15 protein-coding genes, 1 tRNA gene and 1 pseudogene are annotated in these 15,978 nt (G+C 65.6%); 6 read left to right on the plus strand and 11 right to left on the minus strand.

What is annotated here, in order from left to right:
• Positions 1-2: 2 nt before the first annotated feature.
• The 3 genes from F4559_RS27380 to F4559_RS27390 are packed head-to-tail and all read right to left on the minus strand — an operon-like array spanning position 3 to position 2,869.
• Positions 3-1,232 (minus strand): TIGR02679 family protein, encoded by a 1,230-nt coding sequence (locus tag F4559_RS27380; protein ID WP_312865850.1) that lies wholly within the window; start codon positions 1,230-1,232, stop codon positions 3-5.
• 12 nt (positions 1,233-1,244) lie between these two features.
• Positions 1,245-2,570, minus strand: coding sequence for a helicase-associated domain-containing protein (locus F4559_RS27385; RefSeq protein WP_184673490.1), 1,326 nt, complete (start codon positions 2,568-2,570; stop codon positions 1,245-1,247).
• Between the two features lie 5 nt (positions 2,571-2,575).
• Positions 2,576-2,869 (minus strand): hypothetical protein, encoded by a 294-nt coding sequence (locus tag F4559_RS27390; protein ID WP_221447394.1) that lies wholly within the window; start codon positions 2,867-2,869, stop codon positions 2,576-2,578.
• Between the two features lie 190 nt (positions 2,870-3,059).
• On the opposite strand from F4559_RS27390, the gene F4559_RS34625 reads away from it, so the two are divergent.
• Entirely contained in the window at positions 3,060-3,431 is a 372-nt protein-coding gene (locus tag F4559_RS34625; protein WP_221448777.1) for a hypothetical protein, read from the plus strand.
• On the opposite strand, the gene F4559_RS36845 is transcribed toward F4559_RS34625, so the two are convergent.
• The gene (locus F4559_RS36845; protein WP_221447395.1) at positions 3,365-3,682 is read right to left on the minus strand and encodes a DEAD/DEAH box helicase; all 318 of its coding nucleotides are present in this window, start codon (positions 3,680-3,682) and stop codon (positions 3,365-3,367) included. The two genes, F4559_RS34625 and F4559_RS36845, sit on opposite strands and share 67 nt — an antisense overlap.
• Positions 3,683-3,975: 293 nt before the next feature.
• Here F4559_RS36845 and F4559_RS27400 point away from each other — a divergent pair, with 293 nt between their 5' ends.
• Genes F4559_RS27400 through F4559_RS27420 form a run of 5 tightly spaced genes read left to right on the plus strand, consistent with a single transcriptional unit; the run spans position 3,976 to position 7,513 of the window.
• On the plus strand, positions 3,976-4,164 hold the full coding sequence (locus F4559_RS27400) for a hypothetical protein (RefSeq protein ID WP_184673494.1): 189 nt from the start codon (positions 3,976-3,978) through the stop codon (positions 4,162-4,164).
• Positions 4,165-4,174: 10 nt separating this feature from the next.
• Positions 4,175-4,693, plus strand: a complete 519-nt coding sequence (locus F4559_RS27405) for a YbaB/EbfC family nucleoid-associated protein (RefSeq protein WP_246445345.1) — start codon at positions 4,175-4,177, stop codon at positions 4,691-4,693.
• Complete coding sequence (locus tag F4559_RS27410; protein ID WP_184673496.1) at positions 4,693-5,022, plus strand: hypothetical protein; 330 nt, start codon at positions 4,693-4,695, stop codon at positions 5,020-5,022. The genes F4559_RS27405 and F4559_RS27410 overlap by 1 nt, the downstream gene beginning before the upstream one ends.
• Positions 5,019-6,317, plus strand: a complete 1,299-nt coding sequence (locus tag F4559_RS27415; protein ID WP_184673498.1) for a hypothetical protein — start codon at positions 5,019-5,021, stop codon at positions 6,315-6,317. The genes F4559_RS27410 and F4559_RS27415 overlap by 4 nt, the downstream gene beginning before the upstream one ends.
• Positions 6,314-7,513: a hypothetical protein gene (locus F4559_RS27420; protein ID WP_184673500.1), complete on the plus strand. Its 1,200-nt coding sequence runs from the start codon at positions 6,314-6,316 to the stop codon at positions 7,511-7,513. Before F4559_RS27415 ends, F4559_RS27420 begins: the two co-directional genes overlap by 4 nt.
• Positions 7,514-7,681: 168 nt before the next feature.
• On the opposite strand, the gene F4559_RS27425 is transcribed toward F4559_RS27420, so the two are convergent.
• The 7 genes and pseudogenes from F4559_RS27425 to F4559_RS27450 form a co-directional block, all read right to left on the minus strand.
• Positions 7,682-10,840 carry a type I restriction endonuclease subunit R gene (locus tag F4559_RS27425; RefSeq protein WP_221447396.1) on the minus strand — a complete coding sequence of 1,053 codons (3,159 nt, stop codon included), beginning with the start codon at positions 10,838-10,840 and terminating at the stop codon, positions 7,682-7,684.
• Positions 10,841-10,876: 36 nt separating this feature from the next.
• The gene (locus F4559_RS27430; protein WP_184673504.1) at positions 10,877-12,025 is read right to left on the minus strand and encodes a restriction endonuclease subunit S; all 1,149 of its coding nucleotides are present in this window, start codon (positions 12,023-12,025) and stop codon (positions 10,877-10,879) included.
• Complete coding sequence (locus F4559_RS27435) at positions 12,018-13,625, minus strand: class I SAM-dependent DNA methyltransferase (protein ID WP_221447397.1); 1,608 nt, start codon at positions 13,623-13,625, stop codon at positions 12,018-12,020. The genes F4559_RS27430 and F4559_RS27435 overlap by 8 nt, the downstream gene beginning before the upstream one ends.
• A gap of 56 nt (positions 13,626-13,681) precedes the next feature.
• Positions 13,682-13,957 (minus strand): annotated as a pseudogene (locus F4559_RS36925) (IS701 family transposase); the annotation flags it as partial.
• Positions 13,958-14,184: 227 nt separating this feature from the next.
• The gene (locus F4559_RS27440) at positions 14,185-14,400 is read right to left on the minus strand and encodes a hypothetical protein (RefSeq protein ID WP_246445346.1); all 216 of its coding nucleotides are present in this window, start codon (positions 14,398-14,400) and stop codon (positions 14,185-14,187) included.
• A 613-nt stretch (positions 14,401-15,013) separates the two neighbouring features.
• Positions 15,014-15,086: transfer RNA gene (locus tag F4559_RS27445), tRNA-Ala, on the minus strand.
• A 121-nt stretch (positions 15,087-15,207) separates the two neighbouring features.
• Positions 15,208-15,948: a DsbA family protein gene (locus F4559_RS27450; RefSeq protein WP_184673506.1), complete on the minus strand. Its 741-nt coding sequence runs from the start codon at positions 15,946-15,948 to the stop codon at positions 15,208-15,210.
• Between the last annotated feature and the right edge of the window lie 30 nt (positions 15,949-15,978).

The raw sequence follows: 15,978 nt of genomic DNA on the forward strand, positions 1-15,978 counted from the left end.
CGCTACGGCAGACCACCGACATCCCGTCCGCGATCGTCGAGTTCGTCCAAGAGCCGCGCGGTGACCCGTTCCTCCGGAACCGCCGATCCGTGCTCGCGCATCGCACCCGCCAGCCCACCGTCCCACGGTGCCTCGGTGACCCGTCCCACCGAGGTGCCGACGCGTGCGCCGCCCAGCGCGGACAGGTAGTCGTCGGCGGCCATGCGCCACGGCACCGCGCCGGTGCGCGCCATCACGTGCGCGGCGATCCGCACGCCCTCGCCGTCGAAGTCCCCGTGGTAGCGCAGCGTCGCCCCGGCCGTGCTCAGACCACGCAGGAGCACGATCACCGCACTGTTGGGCCAGCCCGACGTGCACACCACCGGCGGGCACGAAACGCCGAAGCGGACCACCGCCACCGCGAGCACGCTCGGGTTCTCGAACACCCACACGTCCTCGGGTGTCCCGACGAACGAGGTCGCCCGGACCTGCGCCAGGGTCAGGGCCGCGACGTGCCCCGCGTCGGCGCACACGCGCAGCACCCCGCCCCCGACACCGCCCAACCGCAGGCCGGCGACCAGAACGACCGGGGACAACTCGTCCTCGACCACGCCGGCGCGCTCCCACAGCGCCCGCCGCTCCTGCGCGTCTCCCGGCGGGTCGACGCCGTACAGCACCGCCAGCGCCCGCAGGACCAACCCGGCGCACCGCGTTCCCTCGTCCAGGGCGTGCGGATCGCCGAGGACGGACTCCGCCAGCACCGGCAGCGGCACACCCGTGGCGGGCAACGCGGCGACGACCCGCAGGGCCCGGTCGAGCGCATCCCGGGTGCGCTCGACCGACCCACCGACGAGCCCGGCCCGCCGGACGGCGCCCGCCCACTCCAGCAACGCCGGTTGAGCGACCACCACGGGGTGCCGGGTCACCCACTCCCACAACTCGGTCCGCGCCGCCCCGGCAAGCGCCCGCCGCGTGGCCCGGTCTTCCAGCGGTCCCGACAAGACCGCGACCACGTCGCGCACGCCCGCCCCCACCGACGAGATCAACAACTCGTCGAGCGCGGCCACCGACACCGTCGTGTACTCACCCGGCAGGCGCTCGTCCCCCAGCAGATCGGCCACGGCCGCCCGCTGCTCCTCGTCGAGGGGACCGACCTTCACCCGGCTGACCGGGCGTCCGGACGACAACCGGTCGTGCACGGCCCGCCACAGGGGTCGCAGGGCAGCGGAGTCGAGCCCGTTCAACGAACGCACGACCACACCCTGTCAGAGCCCGGCTCCGCGGACCCCGGCCGGGAGGACGTACCCCAACTTGAGCAGTGCCTTGCGGAACTTCGGCTCCTGGTCCGGCCGGACGGCGAGGTGGCGGTCACCGATCGGGCGGCACAGCCCGCGCAAGGCACGGTCACGGGTGATCAACGTGGCGAGTGCCGGATCGAGGCACTCGATGACACGGACATGCCCGAAATCGGTCAGCCGCGAACCCCGCCGCTCGACATCCGCGACCAGCGTGCGCACCGCGTCGGGCAGCTCATGCCCGGTCCGCGCAACGAGGAATTCGACGAACTCACCGAGGTCGCGACCGTTGTCGAGCGCCGTGAGCAGGCCGGCCGCCGACACCGTCCAGACCCGGTCGGCGGTCTGCTCCGCGTAGGCGGACAGGACGAGCCGGTCCGCGGCACCGATGTCACCCATCGCGACGACGTCGAGGTTGGGCAGCACCTTCAGCGGCCGGGCCCCGGCGGTCGTGGGCTCGGGCGGCTGGTAGGCGTCGGTCAGACCGAGGGCGTAAGCGCCCAGCGCGGTGAGCCTGATCGCCACGAGCCCGTCGTAGCGGCTCAACGCGTCCAGGTCGTCACCACCCCAGTTGTCGACGTAGTCGTCACGCGCACCACGCGGGTCGACGTAGTCGAGGTCGATCAACCCGAGCGTGCCCGCGTACTCGAACAACACGGCCAGGGTGTAGCGACCTTCGAGGAGTTCCCAGTCGTGGTGCCCGTCGTAGCCGAGGCTGCCGTACTCCGGGTCGACCAGGTAGAGCTTCCACACCGCCCTGTCGTTGCGGGCGATGGTGGGACTCATGTTGCCGCGCCGCATGGCGGTGAACAGGAAGTCCACGTCGACCCATTTGTCCGGCGGGCAGCCGGCCAACGCCGCGGCGACCGCCTGTCGCCGGGTCTTGGCCGCGGTGAGCACGTTGCGGGCCTGCTGGCCCTTGATCTGCTCGACCCGGCTGAACTCGTCGATCACCGCGTGGGTGAGCCAGCGCCGCCACAGGTCCCGAATGACCTCGGCGGACGGCTTCCCGAGCGCCGCACGCCCTTTCGGGGTCAACCGGAGGCAAGTGCCGTCAAGTGTCGCCAGCCCACCGGCCTGGAGCAACAACGGCCACGCGAACGCCGCGATGGGCTCGTCGTCGTAGAAGTCACCGCCCACCAGGTGCGCGCCGACGGTCCGCACGGTCGCGGCGGACGGACGCCTGGTCTTGTCGCTGCACTTCACCTTCTGCGCCGCGCACAGTTCGAGCACTGCACGCAGGTTGGCCAGGGCTTCCTCCTCGGTGAACCGCACCTGCTCCGGTGAGGAGTCCATCGAATTCACGTCCCCCTTGCCCAACGGCGGTAGGCGTCGATCCACTGCGCGCCTTCCACCGGTGTGTCGGGCAGCGGCAGTTCCAGGACGGGAATCCGCTGCTTCGACCTACCACGCACGCAGACAGCCACGATCTGCTCGTCATCGGTCAGGTCCACACCCGTCACGATCACGTCCACGCCCAGCACCACCGTCCGGAACGGCACGGCGAGGTACTCCTCGATCATGGTGTGGAATGCCGTGACGCATTCGCTGTCGTTGTAACAGTCGACAGTCGCCTCCGCGATCAGCGCGTCCAACGCAATCCGATTCGATCGGCTCACGCCACGAGGTTCCCACACTCGATGACGGGACTTCCCCGGCCACGCGGCACGTGGTGACCGCGAGCGCCGGCATCTTCACCGCCACGCCTTCCGCCGACCACCTGTGGAGGCGACGACCGCGGCGGACCGCGCTCCGCGCCGCACCTGTCGTCGTACTGCTGTTCATATGCCCTCCTCCCAGGGCCGCAGCGTCGATTACGGTGTCACCGAACTCGAAGTCGAACTCGGCGGTGCGGGCAAGGTCGCCTGCGTGGTCACCTCCGGCGCTGACTGTGGCGGACAGACCCACGCAGACCAGGCCCTCGACGTCGACATGGCCGCGCAGGCGACGCACCAGGCAGGCGATCTCGGTGCCCAACGCGCCCTGGTAGGTGTGCACCTCATCCAAGATCAAGTGCCGCAGCGCACCGTCCCCGAACAGCTTGCGGTCGTCGCGCCGGGTAAGCAGGTACTCGAGCATGGAGTAGTTGGTCAGCAGGATGTCCGGCGGAGCATCCTGCATCGCGTCCCGCACGTTTGCGGGGTTCCCCCGGTGTAAACCCCATGGCGCAGGCCGAGTTGCTCACAGGCTGCCTTGACACGATCCTCTTGATCGTTGACCAGGGCGTTCATCGGGTACAGCGCGATCGCTTTCACACCGCGGCGATGCCGGTTGGCGAAGGCGTGCGCGACGATTGGGATCAAGAACGCTTCTGTCTTGCCGGAGCCCGTCCCGGTAGCGACCAGCGTGTTCGATCCGGCGTGGATGCGGGTGATCGCGGCGACCTGATGGGCGAACAGCCGCTCCACCCGAGGGACCGCCTCGCAGACCTGTGTTGCCGATCACGCTACGAAGCAGGTTCATGTCACCAGAGTGACGACTTCGCCTGACAGCGAACTTCCGCTCTGCCATCATCGCCTACCGGGCATGAGCGAGGGGGGCGCGGGAGGCATGGCCAAAGACGTCGGCATCTTGGCCGAGACGGACGAACGCATCAGCTTCGGAGCCGAGACGGTCGGCGAGGTAGCGGGAGGCGTCGCCAGCGGCGTCTTGTCCACCATCACTGGACCTGTGGAGTCGCCTCGAAGCCTACGCCCGCCATGTGCTGTCACACGTTCTCGTCCATGACGACGGCTGGGCCAAGATCGCCGAGCCCGACTCGGCCGACTCGTTCGTCATGGCCGTGCGGGCGGTCACGCTGATCGCCGACCACAGGTTCAGCGCCGATGGCGACCATGGCTGGGTCGCGGGCTGGCTGCGCTGTATCGCCGACATGGTGATTTCCTCGTGAGGAGGGCTTGATGACCGATCCCCACCGGATGATCGAAGATTACGAGAGCCACACGTCGGCCCTCCTGGAGCGGGCTGAGGAAGCCAAAGCCAGGATCGCCGAGCTGACCGGTTCCGCCACCAGCTCCGATGGTGCGGTGAGCGTGAGCGTCAGCGCGGGCGGCGCCTTGGTGAGCCTGTCGTTCGGTTCGAAGGCCGATGACATGCCGAAGGAACGCCTGGCCGCGCTGGTGGTGTCCACGGCAAAGCGCGCCCAGGCGCAGGCCGTCGGCCGGATCGCCACGATCATGGCTCCGGTGGTCGGCGACAACAGCGACGCGATGCGTTTCGTCCAGGAGCAGATCCCACCGATCGACGTCTCCGACGAGCACACCGGCGAGCCACAGCCACAGTTCGTGGTGAATGAGGAACAACAGGACGCGGCGGCGACCCGGCAGACGCCGGCCGCTCGGCCGGTGCGTCGTCCGGTCAAGGACGACGACACCGATTACGACCAACGCGGCGTGTTCAAGAAGGACGGTGGTTGGTGATGTCCGGCGGGTACCAGGTCGATCTCGCGGTGCTCGAAGCGCACGAGCGCGAGTTCAAGGCGCTCATCGCGGGACTCCCGGAGGCGGCGGACGCGGCGTCCGACTACGTCGGCAACGTGCAGGCGTGGGGCGTCGTCGGCCAGTTCTTCGCGCTGGTGATGAAGAATTGGACGGACGACGCGAGCGAGTACGTCGGCACGGTCAAGCAAGCAGGTGACGCGGTGGTGGAGCGTTTCGCCGGCATGCGCCAGACCTACGCGGACCAGGAAGAGGCAATGGCGCAGGCGTTCGGGAAGCTGCGTGAAGGCCTGGGCGGAGCCAAGCCGTGAGCGACGAGGGACCGAAGAACATCACGGAACTGAACCCGCTCAACGCGACCGAAGGGTTCAAGACCGACGACCTCGCCGGGTTCTCCAACTTCGACAGCCCGACCCAGGCGTGGGACGCCTCCGGCATTTTCGGCAGCGCCGCCAACACGATCTATGACGGGGTCAAGGGCGACTGGGGCGCCGTCGCCGGTGATCTCGCCGGGGTCGGCATGGACCTGCTCGGGTTCGTGACCAACCCGCTGGGCAGCCTGCTATCCGCAGGCATCGGCTGGCTCATCGAGCACATCGGGTTCCTCAAGGAAGGTCTCGACCTGCTCGCGGGCGACCCGGACGCCGTGACCGCGATGGCGACGACGTGGAGCAACATCGCCAAGCGCATGCGGGAGACCTCCGAGAAGTACTCCGACACCCTCGACACGCTGAGCGGCTCACAGGGCGCAGCGATCGACGGCTACCGCAAGGCCGTGCAGGACTTCTCCAACGTGGTCTCGGGCGGCGCCGGCCACGCCACCTCCGCCGCCCAGGCCATGACCGTGGCCGCGTCGGCCGTCGGCATTGTGCGCGGCGCGGTCCGTGACGCCATCGCGACGTTCGTGTCCAACGCAATCATCAAGTTCGCCGCGGCGACCGCACTGGCACCGGTCACGTTCGGCGCGTCCCAGGCGGCGTTCATCGCCGATACCGTCGCGCAGGGCGCGATCACGGCAGGCAAGAACGCCAAGAAGATCCGCAAGGTCGTCAAGCAGCTCGAAAAGGTCGCCGACGACGCCAAGAACTCGCGGAACATGCTCAAGGGCACGACCAGGAACCTCGAGAAGACGGTCACGAACTACAACCGCGACGCCGCGAAGCACGCCAACCAGGCGCTGAACATGGTGAAGAAGGCGCAGGCGGGCAAGCTCGACGCGGGTGACGCCAAGCGGTTGGAGGCGCTCGGCGAGCAGGGCGAGAAGCTGAAAGGCGACAAGAAGGACGCGATCGACTCGCTGGCAGGCACGCGCAACGACAACCTCCGCGAGCGCATGGGCACCGGTGACCCCCGGCTGGACAACGCCGGTGACATGCTCGAACGAGAGATTTCCCTCGGGCCTGGCCGGCCGGAGGTCGGTCTCCCGAACTGTCCCAAGGTCCTCGGCAACGCGGCGGTCCAGGAGTGGAGCGACCAGACCCACCGCGAGGCCGACGCCCAGGTCAAACAGGACGTGAAGGACGAAGCCTGGCGGACGTACTGGGAGGAGCAGCGCGAGAACGCGGGGACGCCCGACCGGTTCCAGCGCATGGAGGGCGACCTGTGATCGAGGCGCTCGCGCGCAGGATGGCCGGAGTGGTCCTGGTCACCCTCGGCGCGACCGTACCGGTCGTCGCCTACACACGCCTTGACGCGTGGGACGCCGAACTCGCGGGCCGCGCCGACCCGTCCCCGACCGGGCTGGTCGACATGCTGCTGGGCGGTATCGGCATCGTGTTGATCATCGGCGCCGGACTGTGGTGGCATCGGCGCCGCACGACGATGTGGCCGATCTGGGCCCGCTGGGCGGCAATCCCAGGCCTGTTCCTCGCGGTCTTCACCTGCCTTTCCATCGCGGAGAAGCGAAACGCGCCGGTCGCGCTCGCGATCGGCGTGGGGTTGATCGTGGCCTGCTGGGCGTTGAGCGAGGCGGTAAGGCTCGTCATGACCCGCCCCGTCACGGACGGGTTGATCGCGTCGAGACTCGAGATCCCGTTCCGCGTCAGGGTTCTCAAGGCGCGGTTGTGCGTTCGGCACGACAGACTTGTGCTGGACAGCCTGACCTCACAGCGGAAGCGGTCACGTGACGCGATCGCGGTGCCGTGGCAGGCGCTTCGGTCCATCGAGCTGGTCGACGTCGAACAGGAGACGGTCTGCCGGGTGCTGGTGTTCTCCGGTCTGCCGGAGGCGAACGCACGTGAGTTCGACGTGACTCCCGGTCCCGCGCTGCACATCGTCGGCACCGCACGCGAACTGCTCGTGCCGGTCACGAACGAGGTCGGACGTGCCGTTCTGCGTGCGGTCGAGGCTCGATCAGCCGACATGGAAGTCGACGAGGGCGAACTCGCCGAGGACGAGTGGCGGCGGAAGAGCGGTGTCCGGACGACCAACGCGCTCACCCGCGCCCAGCGCCGCGCCGGCGTCCACTACCGCACCGACTATCGACCGTACCGTCTGATCCCCGTGGCGGGCTTCCTTCTGATGCCTCTCTTCGCCTTGTTCGGCATGACGCTGTCACTGGCCACGGGATCGAAGAAGCAGCAGGAACAGTTCTACGTCGTGGACGGGGTCGTGAGCCCCTGGAACGTCGCGATCCTCGCTGTCGCCTCCATCGGGTTCCTGTACGTCCTGTACCGCTTGGTAGGCAAAAGCTTCCTGAGCTTCATGGAGGGGCAGAACTACATCGAGGCCTACCCCGAACCGCCTGCCCGAGCGAAGACCGGAACCGTACCGGGCTCCGGCAAGCGCAACAGGAAGCGATGACCTGGATCGAGCCCCACGAAAGTGTCACCCCGATAGCGCGGCCATTCGCTGATCGGCCAGCCAAGCGATGGCAGACCGACCCATTTGGCGCGCGCCAAGGATAGTCTCGACGGTGTTGGCGGAGTCCGGTCGTCGGAAACGTTCAGCCGCTCCACATCTGCCGATGGGCTAATTGGTCTCGTCCTCCGCCACCAGTTCCGCCTGCTGGAGGATCAGGTCGGTTGCCGACGCCTCCTTGTCGGGCGGATAGCCATGCTTGAGCAGGAGGCGTTTGATCCTCGTGCGGAGCTTCGCCCGCACCGTCTCCTTCACGTTCCAGTCCGTCTTTGCATCCTCGCGGACGATGGCTGTCAGCTCATGGGCAATGGCGCGCATGGTCTCGTCCTGCATCGCGATGCGAGCCGACTCGTTGGAGGTCAGGGCGTCGTAGAAGGCCAGTTCACTGTCGGTGAGCCCGATTTTTTCCCCGCGCTCCTTCTGCACCTTGATCGCCTGCGCGATTGCGACAATCTCGGCCATCACCTGTGCGGCATCAATGGTGCGGTTCTGGTATCGGTTCATTGACTGGGCGAGCATCTCCGAGAACTTCCGCCTCACCACGACATTGCTTTTTCCGATCACCTTGACCTCGTTCTCGATGAGACGGCGGACGGCCTCCAACCTCGCATTTTTTAGGTCGGCCGTTTCGAACCGCCGCCGAAACTCGTCGTCGATGATCGAGATGTCCGGGACATCAATACCGGCTTCGGCAAACAGGTCGATGACACCGCTGCCCGACACATGCTCGGATACGATCTGCCTGATAGCAGTGTCGAGTGCCGCGTCGGATTCGCTGCGGCGAGAATCGGTCTCCAGTTTCGCGATCTGGCCCCGGACAGCGTCGAAAAATGCGACGTCCTCGACGACCGCCTTGGCCTCATCCGAGGTGGGTACGAGCGAATACAGCTTCTTCAGGCGGCTGGAATGGGCCATGAACCGCTTCTTCACGCTCGGCTGCCCGTCGCTGGCGTCCTCGAACTCCCCCGGGTCAGAGTCGCTGGCACCGTCGTCGGTGCGGTCAGTTTCCAGCAAGTGGTCCAGCACCGCGGTAACCGCGTAGAGCCACGCCTTCTGCCCGCCGTCGCCGAGGATCGTCACCCAGTCCACGCCGTGCAGCAGGTCGCTACAAACCGAGTGCTCGACCAGCATCTCCGGGATAGCCGCTTGCCGAACGTCCGCGCCGATGACCCGGTCGGCTTTGTCCCGCTGGGTGTAGGTGGTGAGGGCCTCGTGGAGGTCGTTGGCGATGCCGATGTAGTCGACGACGAGCCCGGATGGCTTGTCCTTGAAGGTGCGGTTGACGCGAGTGATGGCCTGCATCAACCCAGCCGAGCGCATCGGCTTGTCCACGTACATGGTGTGCATCGGCGGTGAGTCGAACCCGGTCAGCCACATGTCCCGGACGATCACGATCTCCAGCGGGTCATCGGGATCGCAGGCGCGTGCCTTCATCTCGCGGCGCTGCTGCTTATTGCGGATGTGCGGCTGGAAGCGGGCAGGATCGGTCGCGTCACCTGTGATGACGACCTTGATCGCGCCAGTCTCGTCGTCTTCGGTATGCCACTTCGGGCGGAGCTTGACGACCTCGTCGTACAGGTCCACGGCGATCCGACGCGACATCGTGACGATTATGCATTTGCCCGCGAGCACACCCTGCCGTGCTTCCCAGTGCGTGACGATGTCGGTGGCAAGCTCACTAATCCGCTTCTTCGACCCGACGATCGCCTCGACACGCGCCCATTTCGTCTTCAGCCGCTCCGCGATCTCCTCCTCCGAGCCAACGGTCGCGTCATCGAACTCATCGTCGATCAGGTTGCGGGCATCCTCCGGCAGTTCAACCCTGGCCAGGCGCGGCTCATAAAACACCTTGACCGTCACGCCATCAGCAATGGCCTGCGTCATGTCGTACACGTCGATGTACTCGCCGAAGATCTCCGCCGTCGAACGGTCCTTCTCATCAATCGGCGTGCCAGTGAACCCGATGAACGACGCGTTCGGCAGCGCGTCCCGCACATTGCGTGCGAACCCGTCGATGAGGTCGTAGTTGGTGCGGTGCGCCTCATCAACCATCACCACGACGTTGAGCCGCTCCGATAGAGTCGGGAACTTCCGGCCCGCCTCCCGGTCTCCCTTGGTGAGCCCGAACTTCTGGATCGTGGTGAAGACGATACCTCCGGACTCCCGACCATCCAGCAGCGCTTTCAGATGGTCCCGTGATTCAGCTTGCACCGGGGATTCTGGCAACGGCGAACCGGGCTTCGACGAGGCGAACGTATCGTCGTACAGCTGGTCATCAAGGTCATTGCGGTCGGTCAACACCACGACGGTCGGGTTTTCCATCGCCGGGTGCGACATCACCAAGCCTGCGTAGAACGCCATCTCCAAAGACTTCCCGGAACCTTGCGTATGCCACACCACCCCAGCACGTCCGTCGCCCTCGACAGCCTCAACGGTCTGGCTGACCGCCTTCTTCACTGCCCAGTACTGGTGGTATTTCGCTACCGCCTTGCGGGTCTTCTCTCCCTCGCCGAACGTCGCGACGAAGTGGCGGCACAGGTCGAAAAACACGTCAAGCCGGAACATGCCCCTCGTCAGCACCTCGACCTGCGGCATCTTTAACCCATCACCATCACGAGGGTCCCGGATGTGCCCATCGATAGTTTTCCAAGCCGCCCAGTGGTTCCATGGCGCGCTGAATGACCCCGCCAAAGCCTCCACCCCGTCAGAAACGACCGCCACCTGGTTCCACTTGAACACATCCGAAATCTGGGACCGGTAGGTCTGCGTCTGCTGATACGCTCCACTGACCTTCGCGTACGCCTTGCCCGTACGCTTCAACTCAAACAGCGCCAGCGGCAGCCCGTTCACAAATAGCAGAATGTCCGGCCGCCGCGTCTTCTTCGCGCCTTGGATCGAGAACTGATTAACTGCGACCAGGTCGTTGCCAGCCGGGTCATCCCAGTCGATCAACCACGCCCGGGCAGCCCTGGCGTTGCCGTCAGCATCGCGGTACTCCACCGGCACGCCGTGGATCAGAAATCGGTACGCCCGCCAATTCTCCGACTCGACCGCAGGCGACTCAGCCCGCCTCACCATCGCCACCACATCCGCCACCGCGTCCGGCGGCAGATCAGGATTCAGCCGGACGACCGCGTCCCGCAGACGACCCTCCAAGATCGTGTCTCGGTAGTCCGAGCGCTCCGCCTTCGGCTCTCCCGGCGCTATGTTGGGGCCGTACACATGCCTCCAGCCCAACTCCCCAAGCAGCTCCAGAACCCAGTGCTCCAAGTCATCCTCAGTCGGCGTCAACACTGGCGTTGCCCCCTAGATTTCTTTAGCCCGCACCCGGCCAGACATCAGCAGCGGCAACAGCTCGTCACGAGTTTTGGTTAAGACCACAACTTCCTCATCCAGTGCCGAAATGATCGAGTCCATCGTTGATAGCGCACTTTCGAGCGAATCGTCATCGATCCACGGAACAGAGAGGGCCGCCATCCCAGCTTTGTTAATTGCAGCGAACACCGTGCCGGTTCCCAGATGGATATCCCACAGAGCGGTATCCGCTTGGAGGGCCTGAAACAAGGTTGCTTGCCGACCAACCGCCCGAAGACCGCCTACACCGCGCCCCAGCGCGGTCTTCTCAGTCGCGATGTTCAGCTCGCCGACAGGTGCCCTGACGGCCACAAGAATGTCACCTCGGTCTGCCAGACGAGTTGGCTTTGTGGTCCATATCCTCCGGCTTGGAAAGCGCCAACCGAAATCCCGGACGCCCTGGTAGAAGGCCACACCTTCGCCGTCTTCGTTGTATGTATCGCCTGGGGGTGACTGACCCATGGTGATGGTCGCAACTTCTTCCAAGCGGCGGCGTTGAACGCCATCCCATCCACGCCGGAACGAGGCGAGTTGGGCTTCCGCAAGCCCCGCCATGAGTTTCCGGTTCGTCTCGATCAGGTCGTCGAGCGCACCGAGAACTGAGGCAATGCGGCGCTGTTCATCGAGGAGTGGCAACCAAATCCGGCAGGCTTGAATGCGATCGGGCGCCGTATGAAGAATCTTCGAACCTGAGGCCGACAAGTAGAGTTGACGATTGAGATCGTTGGTCTTGAAGATGTAATAGGCAAAGCGCTCGTCAAGACGAGTGTCGTCAACCTCAATGCGACCAATTCGCTGGTTGTGCAAATAAAGGCGACCATCATCCGGCACCACCATCGGGTAGCCCAAAATCTCGCCGTCGGCTGTTTGGCATGTCATTGCGACCAAAAGATCGCCCGCGCCCAGCCGGAACTTCCTTGGATACTCCGCGACGTACGCCTGAACCCGCTCAGGTTCGAAGCGACTAGAGCGATCCCTTGCAAAGTCTCCAATTCGGATAAGCCGAGGTTCGCTGTCGAGCTCGGCGTCCTTACATCCCTTGCTCGGAAACGCCCAACCGTGATAAACGTTCAGAACCTCCCCCAGCCGCACGTCACTCATCGCTCACGACCAGCGAGCCAAGCGCAGTGAGGACCGCAGCCTGGAGTTCTTCGCGTTTCTTGAAGCCCTCGCGAATCTCGTCATTGAACCTGGCGATCTTCTCGTCGAGGGGCTCACCATCGCCTTCGACTTCTTCGCTACCGACGTAGCGACCTGGTGTGAGGATGTAGGAGTGCTCGGCGATCTCTGCGGTCCTGACTACGCGACAGAATCCCGGGATGTCTTCATAGGGTTGGTCGCTGCTGGCGTCGGTGCCGCGCCAGGCGTGGTAGCTGTCGGCGATCTTGAGGATTTCGTCGGTGTTGAAGGCCCGAAGGGTTCGGGCCTCCATGAAGCCAATCTTGCGGGCGTCAATGAAGAGAGTCTCGCCCTTACGTGACCTGGTGGCCGCCCCATTGGGGATGCCTGCCTTGTTCTTAGTAAGGAACCAAAGGCACACCGGAATCTGGGTACCGAAGAAGAGTTGTGACGGAAGGGCAACGATGCACTCGACGAGGTCGGCCTCGACGAGCTTCTTTCTGATCTCGCCCTCGCCGGATTGTTGGCTCGACAATGATCCGTTGGCTAGGACGGTCGCCATGGTCCCAGTCGGCGCCAAGTGGTGGAGCATGTGTTGGATCCAGCCGTAGTTGGCGTTGCCGTCTGGAGGTGTGCCGTACCGCCAGCGCACGTCGTTCTCCAGCCTGGTACCGCGCCAGCCGTCCTGGTTGAACGGCGGATTGGCGATCACGAAGTCCGCGCGCAGGTCGGGGTGCTGGTCGTTGTGGAAGGAGTCGCCCCACTCCGCGCCGAGGTTGGCATCGATGCCACGCAGGGCGAGGTTCATCTTCGCTAGGCGCCAGGTGGTCGGCACCGATTCCTGTCCGAAGACGGAGATGTCGTTGCGCACGCCGCCGTGGGCGCGGACGAACTTGTCGGCTTGGACAAACATGCCGCCGGAGCCACAAGCGGGGTCGAAAACGCGACCGTGGTAGGGCTGGAGCATCTCCACAAGGAGCTGGACCACCGAGCGCGGCGTGTAGTATTGGCCGCCGCGCTTGCCCTCGCCCCCGGCGAAGCGGCCGAGGAAGTACTCATAGACGCGACCGAGCACGTCGAGCCCCTTGTGTTCCTCGGCCGCCAGGTCGGCGCGAGAGAACACGTCGATAAGCCCGCCGAGCATCTCCGGGGTGAGTTCCTGTCGGGTGTAGTTCTTTGGCAGCACGCCACGCAACGTCGGGTTCTCCCGTTCGATCGCCGCCATCGCCCCGTCGATCCTGGCACCGATGTTCGTCTGCTTGCCCGCCTTACGCAGGTCCTGCCAGCGGTGACCGTCAGGAACCCAGAACACACCCTCGGCGGTGTACTCGTCCCGATCTTCAAGCACTGATTGCTTCGCAGTCTCGTTGGGCATGAAGTAGTCCGAGTCCGGGTCGTTGACCAGCCCGGTCAGCTCCTCCTGACGAGCGGTGAACGTGTCCGAAACGTACTTCAGGAAGATGAGACCGAGCACGGGGTGCTTGTACTCGGCGGCATCCATGGACGAGCGCAACGCTGTCGCCGAATCCCAGAGGACCTCCTCCAGGCTCTTGTCCTGCTTCGCCTTCGTCCTCGGCGGCACCGGCACTCTCCCTTACCTGCTCTGTCACGCTAGTCGACTCACAGTAGCGTCAGAGCCTAGTACTCCAGTTGTAGATCGTGATGTTCGCGGTTCATCGGCCGATTGTCGCTGGTAGTGGGCCTGCTGGGCACGGTATTGGTGGCGCCTACGCCATAGTGACCAGCGCAGGACGTGCAGGATGTCGGTAGCCCGCGCGACCACGAGCGTGTTGTAGAGGTGCCGGATTTCGGCGAGTGTCAACGGATCAGCCCTGTGGGTGTGGGTCTGGCGTGGGCGGTGACCGTCACGATCGCGAGGAAGGCATGGGCCAGCAACACGAGCGTTGTCCGCCGAGATCCGGCGCACCGGGATGCCCTTCTTCTCGGCGTGCGCGGCGAGCCGTTCGAGGTTGGCGTAGACGGCGCGTGGCTCCCAGCCCGTGTCGGCGAACAGGCGACGCCGAAGGGTGAGATCTTCCCTTCACACGCCAGGAGCAGGACCGTGGTGCTCCGCACTCTGGCGTCCAGAGACAGCAGTCGCAACGCGGGCCCGGGATCGGGTGCCGCCGGGTTTGTCGCGGTCATGCCGCTGCCACCTCCTGCCCGGTCTGGGACCGGTGGTCGGTGTTCAGGAGTTCGGCGAGGTCGTCGAGCAGCAGGGCCACCGCGTGGGCGGCCTGCTGGGGAACCACGCCGTTGCCCAGCGCTCGCAACTGCGCGGTGCGAGGCAGCGGAAGGTCGGTGTCCCACCCGGCGGGCAGGCCCATGAGGTGCTCGACGAAGGCGGGCGCGAGCACCGGCCGGCCGTGGTTGCCGGGCCCGGCCGCCGGTGAGTCGGTTGGTGCGGGCGGTCAGCGGCGTCTTTGACTACGGAGTCGTATCGGTCGAGCTGTTTCCCTGCTTCTCGCACCACGTCTTGGGAGCACGTGGTGGATGTCGACTGTCGAACGCGCGGCCGCCGCCGGGGCCCGGCAGCGTTGTCGTGCGCGGCGATCACCGTCTTCCCGCGAACAGCACGAGCAACCGCCTCCTGAGGAGGTGTGGGTCGGTAGCTCAACCAGGCGGCGGGGACGGGGACAGCATCTGGCGCAGGATGGCGTAGCAGCGAGAGGCTAACCGCGGGTTCGGGCACCAGACGTCCACTGACGACCCCACCAGACCATCCTGGGTCATTGCACCAGCACCGAACATGGACGGCGGGTACGACGACCACGAAGTTCTTTGGCAGATCCGCCCGGCCGGTTTACCGCGACCTGGAGCATACGGCTGACAACATTTCGTCCAGAGCGACCGTCTGCTCCAGATTTGCTCCAGACAGGCCGCCGCAGTCCACAGTGGACCCGAAAGCAAGATCGCCCGCCACCTGCATTACCGCAGGTCAGCGGGCGATTCGTATGCGGTATTCGATTGTGGAGCTGAGGGGACTCGAACCCCTGACCCTCACACTGCCAGTGTGATGCGCTACCAGCTGCGCCACAGCCCCGTGCTCACACGTCGCGTTCGAGGACTTCTGTTCCCGGCGTTCCGTGTGGCAATACCGTACAACATCACGCCCCAGGGAGCGAAATCGGGGGTGCCCGATCGGCGTTCCCGCACGTCAGGGCCTACTTCACGAGGTTGCCCAGCCAGTCTCCGTCGAGGCTGACGACCTGCCCGTCTTTCGCCACGGTCGGCGTGCCCTTGAAGTACGGCAGGGCCCTCGTAGTGTCCATCTCGGTCTGGGTGACGGCGTCGTACTTGCCGCCCTCGACGCACTGCTTGAACGTGTCGCCCGTGATGCCGAGATCGGTGCCGAGCTTCACGAGGCGTTCCTTCGTGTACCCCGGACCGCCCTCCTCGGGCTGGGTGCGGAACAGCGATTCGTGGAACTCCCAGAACTTGTTCTCGTCGACCGCGCACAGCGCCGCGTTGGCCGCGTCCTTCGAGTACCCCTCGGGGCTGGAGAACTTCACCAGCAGCGGCAGGACGTGGTAGCGGACGCGCAGGGTGCCGGCCTCGATCTCGGTCTTGATGCGCTCCCCGTACTCCTTCTTGAACCGGCCGCACACCGGGCACAGGAAGTCCTCGTACACGTCGATCGTCACCTTCGCGGACTCCGGTCCGACGACGACCACGCCGGCGTCGCGCGCGATCGGCGCGGAGATCCCGCTGATCCCGTCGGCGGTGGGACCCTCGTCGGACGACGAACTCTTCGACCAGATGACGCCGACGATCACCACCAGCGCGAGCACGACGACGACCGCGATGCCGAGCACCACCTTGTTCCGGTCGCCCCCGGAACGGGCGGCGACCACCGCACGGGTCGCCTGCTTCTTCTTCCGCGCGCTGCGTTCCGCCCCACCCACGTCAGGATCCCTTCTGGAAAAGCCGCGTCC

This window comes from Saccharothrix violaceirubra (genome assembly GCF_014203755.1).
Classification (GTDB): domain Bacteria; phylum Actinomycetota; class Actinomycetes; order Mycobacteriales; family Pseudonocardiaceae; genus Actinosynnema; species Actinosynnema violaceirubrum.

What these genes read in the sequence shown, in the direction of transcription:
- F4559_RS27430 (WP_184673504.1), bottom strand. Translation starts at nt 12,025, where the DNA reads ATGAGTGACGTGCGGCTGGGGGAGGTTCTGAACGTTTATCACGGTTGG.
- F4559_RS27410 (WP_184673496.1), top strand. Translation starts at nt 4,693, where the DNA reads ATGTCCGGCGGGTACCAGGTCGATCTCGCGGTGCTCGAAGCGCACGAG.
- F4559_RS34625 (WP_221448777.1), top strand. Translation starts at nt 3,060, where the DNA reads ATGCCCTCCTCCCAGGGCCGCAGCGTCGATTACGGTGTCACCGAACTC.
- F4559_RS27385 (WP_184673490.1), bottom strand. Translation starts at nt 2,570, where the DNA reads ATGGACTCCTCACCGGAGCAGGTGCGGTTCACCGAGGAGGAAGCCCTG.
- F4559_RS27405 (WP_246445345.1), top strand. Translation starts at nt 4,175, where the DNA reads ATGACCGATCCCCACCGGATGATCGAAGATTACGAGAGCCACACGTCG.